General features: G+C 42.6%; 9 protein-coding genes and 3 tRNA genes. 5 read left to right on the top strand and 7 right to left on the bottom strand.

Annotated features, from left to right (window positions below; all coding sequences use genetic code 11):
• Positions 1-41 precede the first annotated feature (41 nt).
• From OSH01_RS04390 to mnmG, 7 genes are all read right to left on the bottom strand, one after another.
• A tRNA-Thr gene (locus OSH01_RS04390) sits at positions 42-116 on the bottom strand.
• Between the two features lie 35 nt (positions 117-151).
• Positions 152-225, bottom strand: a tRNA-Gly gene (locus OSH01_RS04385).
• A 56-nt stretch (positions 226-281) separates the two neighbouring features.
• Positions 282-368: transfer RNA gene (locus OSH01_RS04380), tRNA-Tyr, on the bottom strand.
• A 130-nt stretch (positions 369-498) separates the two neighbouring features.
• Positions 499-1,440: a ParB/RepB/Spo0J family partition protein gene (locus OSH01_RS04375; RefSeq protein WP_266122824.1), complete on the bottom strand. Its 942-nt coding sequence runs from the start codon at positions 1,438-1,440 to the stop codon at positions 499-501.
• 29 nt (positions 1,441-1,469) lie between these two features.
• Positions 1,470-2,279 carry a ParA family protein gene (locus OSH01_RS04370; protein WP_266122823.1) on the bottom strand — a complete coding sequence of 270 codons (810 nt, stop codon included), beginning with the start codon at positions 2,277-2,279 and terminating at the stop codon, positions 1,470-1,472.
• Positions 2,276-2,944, bottom strand: a complete 669-nt coding sequence (rsmG, locus tag OSH01_RS04365; protein ID WP_266122822.1) for a 16S rRNA (guanine(527)-N(7))-methyltransferase RsmG — start codon at positions 2,942-2,944, stop codon at positions 2,276-2,278. Before rsmG ends, OSH01_RS04370 begins: the two co-directional genes overlap by 4 nt.
• Positions 2,941-4,857: a tRNA uridine-5-carboxymethylaminomethyl(34) synthesis enzyme MnmG gene (mnmG, locus tag OSH01_RS04360; RefSeq protein WP_266122821.1), complete on the bottom strand. Its 1,917-nt coding sequence runs from the start codon at positions 4,855-4,857 to the stop codon at positions 2,941-2,943. Before mnmG ends, rsmG begins: the two co-directional genes overlap by 4 nt.
• Positions 4,858-5,453: 596 nt before the next feature.
• Here mnmG and OSH01_RS04355 point away from each other — a divergent pair.
• The 5 genes from OSH01_RS04355 to OSH01_RS04335 all read left to right on the top strand — a co-directional run bounded on the left by OSH01_RS04355 (position 5,454) and on the right by OSH01_RS04335 (position 12,384).
• Entirely contained in the window at positions 5,454-6,623 is a 1,170-nt protein-coding gene (locus OSH01_RS04355) for a methionine aminotransferase (RefSeq protein ID WP_266122820.1), read from the top strand.
• Positions 6,624-8,325: 1,702 nt separating this feature from the next.
• Positions 8,326-9,699, top strand: coding sequence for a diguanylate cyclase (locus OSH01_RS04350; RefSeq protein ID WP_266122819.1), 1,374 nt, complete (start codon positions 8,326-8,328; stop codon positions 9,697-9,699).
• A 69-nt stretch (positions 9,700-9,768) separates the two neighbouring features.
• A complete protein-coding gene (gene asd, locus OSH01_RS04345) occupies positions 9,769-10,623 on the top strand; it encodes an archaetidylserine decarboxylase (RefSeq protein WP_266122818.1) in 855 nt (284 codons plus the stop codon).
• 12 nt (positions 10,624-10,635) lie between these two features.
• Entirely contained in the window at positions 10,636-11,673 is a 1,038-nt protein-coding gene (locus tag OSH01_RS04340) for an Lnb N-terminal periplasmic domain-containing protein (protein ID WP_266122817.1), read from the top strand.
• Between the two features lie 345 nt (positions 11,674-12,018).
• A complete protein-coding gene (locus OSH01_RS04335; RefSeq protein ID WP_266122816.1) occupies positions 12,019-12,384 on the top strand; it encodes a winged helix-turn-helix domain-containing protein in 366 nt (121 codons plus the stop codon).
• The last annotated feature ends 454 nt before the right edge of the window (positions 12,385-12,838 follow it).

The following is a 12,838-nucleotide window of genomic DNA, read 5'->3' as shown; positions in this document are numbered from 1 at the left end:
CGGACTCCTGAAGGTATAGAGCGATATATAGAGGAATGTTGTGGTGCCCATGACGCGGATCGAACGCGTGACCTCTCCCTTACCAAGGGAGTGCTCTACCACTGAGCCACATGGGCAACTGCTATTAGCCAGTGTCAGCCAAGAGCATATTTGGAGCGGGTGAAGGGGATCGAACCCTCGTCTTAAGCTTGGAAGGCTTCTGCTCTACCATTGAGCTACACCCGCAATTCTTACTTCACCCAGCCTCGTCGATAAGTAGATTATCGACGTTGACAAGTATTTGGTGGTGGGAGTTGGATTCGAACCAACGTAGACGCAGGGTCAACAGATTTACAGTCTGCCTCCTTTAACCACTCGGACATCCCACCGGAAGCGAATTTCAAATTATGGACATCTTCACCGCTACTGTCAAGCACTTTCGTGAAAAAACACCTTTTAATTAATAAAAAAGATGACTTCCATCGTTTTCTTCAATTTCAAGCACATTTAGCTGTGTTTTTAATCAGCGGTTTCATCATTCTGTATAACATTCGCTAAACCCTGTTTTTCAAGTAAATCGTTTAAATGCTCCCACCCATGAAAAGCAATCAACAATTGACCACGGTCTTTAGCACCTACTTTGACACTTACTTTAGTACCCAAATGTTCTGACAGTAACTTCTCAAAGCGTTGTACATCGGCTTGCACGGGGTTTTCTTTATTTTTACCGCTTTTGGCCGTTCTACTGTCTTCGTCTAACAATGCTTTAGAAACTAGCCTTTCCGTTTCTCGGACGGATAAACGCCGGGCAATCACCTCATTCGCCAGGAGTATCTGATTGGCAGCATCGACTGACAATAAGGCCCTGGCATGGCCCATATCAATATCGCCGGCCAACAACATAATTCGAACTGCTTCAGTTAAATTAAGTAGGCGTAATAAATTGCTCGTGGCCGAACGAGATCGCCCTATTGCTTGAGCAGCTTGTTCGTGTGTTAAGCCAAACTCGTCCAATAAACGTTTCACCCCTTGCGCTTCTTCTAAAGGGTTAAGGTCTTCGCGCTGAATGTTCTCAATCAGCGCCATAATAGCGGCATTCTCGTCCCCTACTTCTCGTACAAGGACAGGAACCTCGGTAAGCCCCGCTATTTGGGAAGCACGAAAACGGCGCTCACCAGCGATAATTTCGTATTTGCCTTTTTCTTTTCCGCTTAAGGGCCGCACCAATATAGGTTGCATCACCCCTTGAGTACGAATGGAGTCAGCTAGCTCATTTAAGGCCCCCTCATCCATACGTGTACGTGGCTGGTATATGCCCGCTTTCAACTTATTGATCGGCAATGTGGAAGGAAGCGTGGTTTTAGCCACCGTTCCTTGCTCCATCGCAGTAATGGCGGATACATCAGCTCCAAGCAGTGCATCCAGTCCACGACCAAGACCTTTAGGTTTACGCGTTGCCATTTATTTTTCCTAATTCGACTACTTTCATCTTATTTAGCTTGTGCTTCTTTTTTAAGACGCTTAATGAGTTCACGGCCAAATTCCATATACGCCTTGGCACCACGCGAAGACGGATCGTAAATGACACCAGGCAAGCCATGACTGGGGGCCTCAGCCAAACGTACATTACGTGGCACTATAGTGGAGAACACTTTATCACCAAAATGTGCTTCGATCTGTGCAGAAACTTGCTGCTGAAGAGTAACTCGGGTGTCAAACATCACGCGTAACAGACCAATCAAACGTAAATCGGGATTGATATTACGGTAAACCCGCTTAACTGTATTGACCAGATCAGACAATCCCTCTAGCGCAAAATATTCGCACTGCATAGGAATAATGACCCCATGGGCACTAGCTAAACCATTCAACGTCAATAAAGACAGTGTAGGCGGACAGTCAATCAAAATAAAATCGTAATCATCTGACACATCGGCAAGCGCTTGTTTAAGCTGTTGCTCACGCTTTTCCATTTGAATCAAATCAATTTCAGCCCCCGACAGCTCGCGGTTGGAAGGCAGCACATCATACCCCCCCGACTCAGATCGTTGACGTGCATTTTTGATACCTTCCGTGCCAATTAACACTTGATACAGATTAATCGCTGCCGCATTTTTATCTATGCCGCTACCCATGGTGGCATTACCTTGCGGGTCAAGATCAATTAACAAAACACGCTTTTTTAACATGGACAGTGCCGCTGCCAAGTTAATTGCAGTGGTTGTTTTCCCTACACCGCCTTTTTGATTTGTAATGCAAAAAACATAGGCACTGTGTTTATTAACAGCACTTTTACTCATAATGATCCTTCGCTAGACAACCATACTAGGCAGCGTTGTGCCGCTAATTCAGGCACGATAAGGGGTTCAATGGTAGAGACCTTCCATGTACTGCCAGACTCTAACTCTACAATTTCCTCTAGAGGGTGTTTGCCTTTCATGGCTAACATCATCCCTCCGGGTTTCACGTGTTTACTAGCCAGCTTAACAAAATCAAGTAACGAGGAGAATGCTCTAGATGTAATCAAATCAGCATTCAAGCTAGGTAATTCTTCGACCCGCGTATGTCTAGCCTGTAAATTACTTAAACTTAATACACCTGCCATTTGTTTCACGAAGGCCATTTTTTTTTCGACCGCGTCAATGCAAGTGATGTTCCACGTGGAACAGGCTATGGCTAACACTACTCCCGGTAAGCCTGCACCAGATCCAACATCTACAATATTTAGGGATTTTAAGTCTTTTTCAGCTGCATAGGTACTAACAGGCTTGATAATAGACAAACTATCAAACAAATGCTGGATTAACATTTGTTCTGGATCCCTAAGCGCTGTCAAATTATAGGTCTTGTTCCATTTTGCGAGCTGCTCTATATAACGCAATAACGTTTTCTGTTGATCCGTTGATAGAAATAACTCAAGCTCTTCACATGCCTGGTGTAGACGTTTTGTAAAATCCATTTTCATGCTGTTTTTTTTCCTCGCTGCATCCGCTTCACATGGACTAATAATAAGGAAATAGCAGCCGGCGTTACCCCTTGAACTCTACTCGCCTGCCCAACAGTTTGCGGCTGTGCCGCTTTAAGCCTAGTACGCACCTCGATAGACAAGCTTTTAATATCGTCATACACCATTGAAGCCGGGATTACCATTTCCTCTAGGACAGACTGTTTATTTACTTCGTCTTGCTGGCGTGCCACATAGCCAGCATACTTAACTTGTATTTCTACTTGTTCGATAAACTCTTTATCATCCAAACCTGGTCCAACGTAATACTGCTCATCCGCATTACGCAGAGCCATAATCTGCTCATACCGAACTTCGGGACGCTTCAATAAGTCATAAAATGAGTATTCCCGCTCTATCGCTCTACCTAAAAATGGCACGGCTTTTTCAGCAGGAAAAGAGCGAGGGTTAACCCAGCTTGATTTTAGCCTTTCTATTTCACGTGCAACGGCATCACGTTTACGGTTAAACCTGTCCCAACGAATATCATCTACTAAGCCAAACTGTCGACCGATTTCGGTCAATCTACTATCCGCATTGTCCTCACGTAAGCTCAGGCGATATTCTGCCCTAGAGGTAAACATGCGATATGGCTCAGTAACACCTTTAGTAATGAGGTCATCCACCAATACGCCTAAATAGGCTTCGTTTCTTTTAGGCGTCCACGGCTCTTTCCCTTGTATTTGTAAACAAGCATTAAGGCCAGCTAATAAGCCTTGAGCCGCAGCCTCTTCATAACCAGTTGTTCCGTTGATTTGTCCGGCGAAAAACAAACCCTGTATCTGTTTTGTTTCTAAGCTAGGTTTTAAAGCTCGTGGGTCAAAGTAATCATACTCAATGGCATAACCTGGCCGCATAATACGAGCCTGCTCCAAGCCAGGTAAGCTTTGGACCATAGCGATTTGAATATCGTACGGTAAGCTTGTCGAGACCCCATTCGGATAAATTTCAGTACTACTTAAACCCTCAGGTTCTAAAAAAACCTGATGACTGGATTTGTCTGCAAATCGATGTATTTTGTCCTCAATTGACGGACAATAACGGGGACCAATGCCCTCAATAGTGCCTTGATCGCTATACATAGGAGATCGATCTAAGCCAGAACGTATAATGTCGTGAGTGCGAGAATTAGTGTGCGTGATCCAACAAGGCATCTGTGGTGGGTGCATCTCCACCTTACCTATATAAGAAAACACAGGAATAGGATCTAGGTCCCCAGGTTGCATCTCTAACTTACTAAAATCTATAGAGGTGGCATCAATACGCGGCGGAGTCCCTGTTTTTAATCTGCCTTGTGGTAACGCAAGCTCTTTTAATCTTGCTGCAAGACTGATGGCCGGAGGATCACCGGCTCTGCCGCCAGAGTAATTATTCAGCCCTACATGAACCCTGCCATTCAAAAATGTACCCGCTGTAAGAATCACTGCTTTAGCTTTAAAGCGTAATCCTAACTGTGTGACCGCCCCTACTACTCTATCGCCATCTAGAATAAGATCGTCAACTGATTGTTGGAAGATACTCAGATTTTTCTGATTCTGCAGCCGCTTGCGGATTGCTTGTCTATATAAGGAACGGTCAGCTTGTGCTCGGGTTGCTCGCACGGCGGGCCCTTTAGAGCTATTCAACGTTCTAAATTGAATCCCCGCTTCATCTGTAGCTAAAGCCATGGCGCCACCTAAGGCATCTACTTCTTTAACTAGATGTCCTTTTCCAATTCCACCGATAGATGGATTACAAGACATTTGTCCTAGGGTATCTATATTGTGCGTCAACAATAAGGTAGACATACCCATACGAGCTGCAGCTAAAGCAGCTTCAGTTCCCGCATGCCCACCACCGATAATGATGACGTCGTACTGATCTGGATAATTCATTGAAATATAACTGGCAAAAAAAACATTATACGCTTTTGCGCTTGTTTCACGTGAAACCTAAACCTCAGTAAAGTTCCACGTGAAACAACAATGTAAGGAGTTCCACGTGGAACAAAACATACTGTGGATAACTTTGTGGAGAAAACGCGTTTTCTGATAAAAAAACACGGCGTTTCAAAGAGCTTAGTTAATCTCTTTTTATTGCTGAAATATAAAAAATCTACAGAAGCGCTTACTTATCAAGGCTTAACTAGCTTGTGTTAGAATTCCCGAGGCTGAACTAGGCCTGGAAAGCTTGTGAAACCACGACCGCTAAAAAATGTGGATAACCGAACCGACGCTGCGATTACGTCGAGCATAAATGCATGGTTTTAGAGATGCTTCAACACCGACAACGGCTACAGTAAGGATTATAAACCCGTACCCACAGTAAAAGAGCCACTCGCCGGTTACTCAAGCGAAGTTCTACCGCTATTTGATGCATAAATGCCATAGCCGTAACAACTCAACTTTTACTTTTGCAGCGCCCCACCTTCAGTCAAGCAATAATATGATTTACCGCATTAACTATTCAGTTAGGATAAGAAAGTATTCACATGAAAATTCAGTCAAAGCTGCCTAGCGTAGGTACTACTATTTTTACGCTGATGAGCCAACTCGCCACCGAGCATAAAGCAATCAACTTGGGACAAGGCTTTCCTGATTTTAACCCTGAGCGTGAACTTATTGATCACGTCCATCAAGCCATGCTGGATGGCATGAATCAATATCCCCCTATGGCCGGTTTACTGAGTTTACGTGAACGCATCAGTAATAAAGTACAGTCTTTATATGGGCACACCTATGATGTTGATACTGAGATAACCGTTACTAGCGGTGCGAGCGAAGCACTGATGTCCTCTATCTTAGCTTTTGTACATCAAGGTGATGAGGTCATTGTTATTGAGCCTTTCTATGACCTTTATTTACCCGCTATCGAACTGGCTGGGGGCAGAGCTGTTCCTGTCTCGATGACACCGCCACAAGGTCCGTCGGGCCGCTATTCTGTAGAGTGGAATAAGGTAGAGGCTGCTATCACCTCTAAAACCCGTTTACTAATTATCAATTTCCCACATAATCCCAGCGGGATCACACTAGATGCCTCTGATCTAGATGCCCTAGAAAATATTATTAAAAAGCATAATATTTTAATTTTATCTGATGAAGTATATGAACATCTAGTGTTTGATGGTGAGTCACATTTAAGCATGGCTACTCGCCCTGCCCTGGCGGCATGTTCCATTATCGTTTCTTCGTTTGGAAAGACTTTTCACGCTACTGGTTGGAAAGTAGGGTATTGCTGCGCACCCAAAGAGCTAAGTTTAGAAATACGAAAAGTTCATCAGTTCAACGTTTTTACTGTGCCCACCCCTTTACAAGAAGGTTTGAGCAGATTTCTACAAAATCCGAACAACTATGCTGCACTACCTGTTTTTTATCAGCGCAAGCGCGATCGTTTAATAGCAGGCTTATCTTCTTCCAAGTTTCGCGTACTCCCTAGTGAAGGCACCTTCTTTTTACTCGCGGACTACAGCGCCCTTTCTGAAATGAATGAGTTTGATTTTTCAGTGTGGCTAACAAAAGAACACGGCGTAGGGGTAATCCCAGTTTCGGCTTTTTACCAGGACCCTCAGGCAGAAAGTTCTAATCAGCAACTAATTCGATTCTGCTTTGCTAAGCAAGACCACACGTTAGACCAAGCAATAGAAAAGTTGATACAACTTTAACCCTTTTCTCTTCCTCATTAACACTGGTGCTGGCGCAAGCTGGTACCAGTTTTTTTTGTCTGAAAAATGTGGATAAGTCGTAAGACGATTGAAGCTACCACTCATCCTAGCTCTCCCTGTAATCAGCAAAGCATGCCTCGCATCATTCAAACTCACTCCTTTGTTGCACACAGACCCTGTTTTGTGACGCGTGAAGCAGGTTTAGTCGAACATACTTATCTACACGCATGATTAACTGCTGTTAATAACTTTGGGGAGATCTTACGTGTCAGGAAGCACTTAAGCACTAGAAGAACTGATTCGTAAAGTTGGCTAACTAAGCATCTAATCCTATCAGTGTAAAAAACGGAAGTTATCCAAGGGCAGATGTGGATAAAAACTAGTTTTCTTTCGCTAGTTGTATTATCCGATTCGTGGCAACGATATGCTTGAATCGATTAATTCTGATTATCCCAATAATGGGACAATATAAGTCATTGATTTCATTGAATTTAATATATATTTTTTACGCATATTCCTATCGCTTATGGCTGTAAAAAAACACAGTTAATCTCTTCGCTCAGCTAATTTCTTATCCACACCTCTGTGGATAAATCAATCACGTCGACTTGAAACGTTGACACGTACTTTCTGAATCACAAACCCCACCTGGTGAACATCAACCATGCCACTTTGTTCCTTGAAAATTCGATGAGTTGAATCTTAGCTCAGTTTGGCAGGCATTTGAAGTCTGATAATTTTTCGCTACCGTAGCTAAGTTATTCATTTTAAAAGTTATTAATATTTATGTTGATTATACTAATGGAACCTTGTGTATAACTAGAATAAGTCCTAAATAACTATAAAAATCAAGCAGTTATAGGCATGTTTTGAGTTGGATAATGTACTAGCTTAGAAGTGGATGAAAACCTAACAACTTTAGCACTTAAGAGTTAGTAGATGCTTATGCCCAAACTATCCACAAAGTTTACACAAGCTGCTCTCTAGAGCTTATCCACAGGCATTATTTTTGAAACAGTATGTAACTACATCTTGCTGTTGTTGGTGTACTGATCAACTACATTTTGTTTTTTTACATTTATTTAGTTTGTCAATAAATATAATGTTTTATAGCTAATTTTTTAGCATTATTTTTGAAAATAATTATTTTTCTTGATAAAAATACAGCGATATTAAACATGAATACTCGACTTTAGTTAAACTTTCCGTTTAAATTTTCTTTTTTTTTCATGTAGTACAGTTATTATTTATTAATCTTATGTATATATATGGTAATGATTAATGGGTGTCTGTGGATAACTCTATCAAGTCACTAACAATGATAAAAATCAAGTACTTAGCTGAAAAAAAATTGTGGGTTAATGTGCGCACAAATATGTACAGATATTGAGTAAGTTTAGCTCTTAGCGTAAAATCATAACTTATGCATAATTTGTCCACAGCTTTTGCACAACCAGCTCTCTAGTGGCTATCCACAGGTGTAAATATAATTTCTCGGTGTAAATTCAATTACATTAGTTAAATTCATATTGTGTTTTTGCGAAATAATAATTTCATTTTTTATTTATTCGTGATCTTATTTTTTTCTTTAAAAGCAGGTTTTATATTGCGCTAGGCGTATTCTAGGAAGCCTGCCACAATTTGATTACTGACAAAAACTTCAACTGTCAAACATTTATAACTAACTTTTTTTCTTGTAAGCATGTCAAAACTTGATACTGCCGAGCTTGCCGTGAGTTGGCAAAAGCTGGCTACGCGTACACCACCTGACGTGCGTGCGTATGTTCAGCAACTTTCTCTCGATCATGACGATAGCTTGGCGACCTTTTTTTATGAACAAATGTTGTCTACAGCGAGTGCCCAAGTATTTTTGACGCATAAGCAGGTCCAGACTCGGTTACACCAGTCTTTGAAACAGTGGTTGGTGGAGATGTTTTCTGCCCACTTACAAGACTCTATGCTCGCTGTAGTCATGAAACAGATCAAAGTGGGCGAAATTCATGCGCGTATTCATATTCCCGTTTATTTGGTTTTGCGTGGTGCTAGGTTTTTGAAGCAGGCCTATGCGGACTTGCTAGACGCTAGTCCGTTATCGTTTGACGATAGAATCATTGCTATGCGTTATGTAGCGAGCTTTATAGACATGGGAATGGAGATCATGAGCTATGCTTATGGCCAGTCTAAAGATCGCTTAGCTAGGGCTGAAGAGTCGTATCGTTTATTTGCTGTTGTGCAAGATGCCACTGTGGAGCATGGCAAGCAACGAGCAGCCATACTAGATTGGGAAAACGTATTTATTTTCCAAGTGGCGGTACAGCAAGGAACTAAAGTGCTTCCCAGAATTACGAGCTCAGATTTCGGGCTGTGGTTTCGCCATAAAGGGGCTTATGCCTTTGAAGGCAGTACAGAGGCCCAGAGTATCTATCATGCCATGTCAAAAATTGACAATGAGCTTATTCCTTTGCTGGAGCAAGTTGAACCTGCCCACGAAACTACAGTCCAAGCACTCTGCCAATTACGGGAACTCACGCGTTCTATCGCTTTAGAATTGAATAGCCTTTTCGAGCGGCACAACGAGCTGGAGTCGGGCAGAGACGTACTTACACGCTTACTGAGTCGAAAATACCTTCCGGTAGTGCTCAATAAAGAGATAGCTTATGCTCAGAAACGCTCTAAAAGCTTTGCTTTAATAGGGATAGACATTGATTATTTTAAAGAGGTTAACGACAGCTACGGACACGAAGCTGGCGATAAAGTCTTACAGCAGTTTGCTGAGTTGCTTATGGCGCACACCCGCTCAGGGGACTATGTGTTTCGCTTAGGAGGCGAAGAGTTTTTATTAGTGTTGGTGGACGTCGACGAAGACGGAGTTTGGCGGATAGCGAAAAAGTTAAAGGAAGCGTTAGGCGCAGAGTCTTTTCATCTGCCTCAGAACCTCCATATTTCTGTCACGGCCAGTTTTGGAATTACCATGTTTGACGGACATCCTGATTATCAGCATATATTGCGCCGTGTTGATGCCGTGCTGTACAAAGCAAAGTCAGCAGGTCGAAACTGCATAGTTTTTGAGCAGTAAGCTGGCGCGTCGCTTAGGAGCATGGTAAACAGGTTATGCTTCTGCCTTTTTACGTTTATTGTGTTATTTATGTCTACTCCTTTCGCGGTTTTATTGCAGTATGCCCTCCCTAAGCGTTTGTTAACGCAATGTATGGGGAGGTTGGCTTCACGACCGCTTGGTGGTCTGACAACTTTTTTTATTCACTCATTTATTAAACGTTACCGCGTTAATATGAATGAGGCAGCTAACCCTGACCCCCAAAGCTATAAAACGTTTAATGATTTTTTTGGGCGAGCGCTACGACCCGGCGTCAGGCCTCTTGCAGCAACGGCGTTAGTAAGTCCAGTAGATGGTACTGTGAGTCAGTTAGGGGCTATTAGTGGGGAGCGCATTTTTCAGGCTAAAGGTCATGATTACTCTTGCACGCAATTGCTAGCAGGTCGTCAGGATTGGGCAAGCTTATTTCATAATGGGTTGTTTGCTACCTTATACCTTAGTCCCGCTGATTACCATCGTGTTCATATGCCTTGTGACGGTATTTTAAAAAGCATGACCTATGTGCCTGGGGACTTGTTTTCAGTTAACCCTGCGACCGCACAGGCTGTGCCAGGGCTATTTGCACGTAATGAGCGTGTAGTATGTATGTTTGACTCAGACAAGGGCCCTTTTTCGCTGATACTTGTGGGGGCTACCATCGTAGGGAGCATGCAGACAGTTTGGCATGGGGTTGTTAACCCACCCCGTTCTGGAAAAGTTATCGAATGGCAATACAGTGGCAAAGATATCCGTTTGCTTAAAGGGCAAGAAATGGGACGGTTTTTATTGGGGTCCACGGTAGTGTTACTGTTCCCTGAAGGCGCCTATCACTTCGATGCGGATTGGGATGCTCAGAAAGTCATACGGCAAGGACAGTCTATGGGGGATGCCATTCCATGCACTTAAAAGGCGATAGACATGACTGGGCAGCTCAAGTCGGGGTCGGTTATCAGTAGTATGCACAGTTGGAGCAAGATATCTAAAGTGGGTCTACCTATTATTTTGCTGCTCGTAATGGCTTGGGGAAGCTTAGCTTTATATTATCAGCTAGAAAACAAGCCCCTAAGGTATGCTCTCCTCTTTCTGTGGAGTGGGGTGTGTTTAACCAGCCTTTATGCTTTAGTGGTCAATTATCATGTTAAGTATTTTTTAACGGTTTGTGGTGTTGCTGCTCTGGGCCTTAGTATTTGGTGGGTGCAAATAGAACCGCGTCTGTCCAGAGAATGGGCGGACGATGTCGCCCGTATTTCATCAGGTGTGGTGCAAGGCGATTACGTCGTTTTACGCGATGTACGTAATTTCACTTGGCGTACTGAGAATGATTACGATATTGTCTGGGAAAACCGTACGTATGATTTACGGGAGCTAAGTCGAGTAGACATGTTTTTGTCTTACTGGATGGGGCCAGCGATAGCGCATACCTTGGTTTCGTTCGGTTTCAGCGATGGTAGTCAGGTGGTTTTTTCAGTAGAAATTAGAAAAGAAAAAAATGAACAATTCTCAGCCTTAGGCGGTTTTTTCAAAAAGTTTGAAATGACTCTTATTGCAGCTGATGAGCGAGACATCATACGTACACGCACAAATGCTAGGGGCGAAGATGTTTTTATCTATTCCGTAGATATGAGTCCGTCAGCAAGGCGAGATTTGTTTTTGGCATATGTAGAAAAAGCCAATGAATTGCACCGTAAGGCCAAGTTTTATCACACATTGACTGCCAATTGCACCACTATCGTATACACCATGGTGAGCCGTATAGTAGGTGGTTTGCCACGTAGTTATCAGCTCTTGTTATCAGGCTATTTACCGGAGTACTTGTATAAATTGAACGCGTTGGTTCCTGGTGTAGAGCTTGCTGAGCTAAAAAAGCAGGCTTATATCAATGAACGAGCTTTACAAGCTGCGGATAACGCGAGTTTTTCGGAGCGTATACGCGTAGGAGTGCCGCATTTTCATTGACTAGTACGGGGGTATTAGTTTCACGTGAAACAATTTTCGTAAGATTACGAACAAGAACTCAAGGGTAAAGCAATAAAATGTAGTGGTTTTTATTACAAGACAGAAAAATTAAGAATAGTCTCAATGGCGGGAAGTGGAACGTCTTGTATTCTAATTTATATCGTTTGTAGCGATTGATTTAGTCCGCTACCCCTATAGTTGAAGGGGGTTAGCAACTGAATGATGAGATGAGTTTATGGAACGATCAGAAAAAAAATTCTATTTTTCTCTATGATTTTTCCATTTCAGCAAACGTAAAAACATGAAAATGTACTTATTTACATAGATATTTGCATGGTGGCAAGTATGAATATTGATACGAAAAATACAATCAGACCAGCCGAAATATATCTCAAGTTTCTGCAGTTAGCGGAAGGGTTAAACAAATTACCTTCATTGCCTCCTTTGGACCCGCTTGAGGAAAGAATCTTGCAACAGGTTGCTAGATCCAATCAGGAGTTAGCGCGTTTGTCTGTGCGAGATGTAATGGCAATTGAACACTTGGGCTCGCCTGCAACCATACACACGCGGCTAAAGTCTATGCGGGGTAAAGGCTGGATTGTATTGAGTGATACGGAGGATAGCCGGCGTAAGCAAGTAGGCCTTAGTCAGGCTGCCCTATTGCACTTTGATCGTCTTTCTGCCTGCATTATGGAAGCTGTTAAGGCTTAATGGGATAGGCAAATAGAAGTTTTAGCGAACTACACCCTTGGCTAGCTTTGCTAATGGGCTCGATAAAGGGCGAAAACAATAAAAAAATAGGGCTTATTGATTGCTCTTCGCTCAATATGATGTGGCTTTGATGTCTGTTTACTCCGGTTATATTTATAACCGGAGTTTTTATTTGTACCTGAGTTCACTTGAATCCGGTGGTAAGCGACGAATTACAAGATCTTTCAAGTGGGTGCCTTGGCCATAACGAGGCTTTCCTCTGAGGAGTCGTTCATGCGTACTCAATGCTTGGATTCACGTCTAACGGAGAAATTAGTAACGTTAAATAGTGGTATGTATAACTAATTGTATATTTACTCAGAGAGGCTGGATGCGTCTTGTTACGGGCTATTTAATGTTTTTCGAAGTTAAAAAATGTAAAGTCAGACGTAGATTATTACAAAATGCGAATTTT

Source organism: Alcaligenes endophyticus (assembly GCF_026344035.1).
GTDB lineage: Bacteria > Pseudomonadota > Gammaproteobacteria > Burkholderiales > Burkholderiaceae_B > Alcaligenes > Alcaligenes endophyticus.
This window is presented reverse-complemented; position numbering and strand designations above follow the sequence as displayed.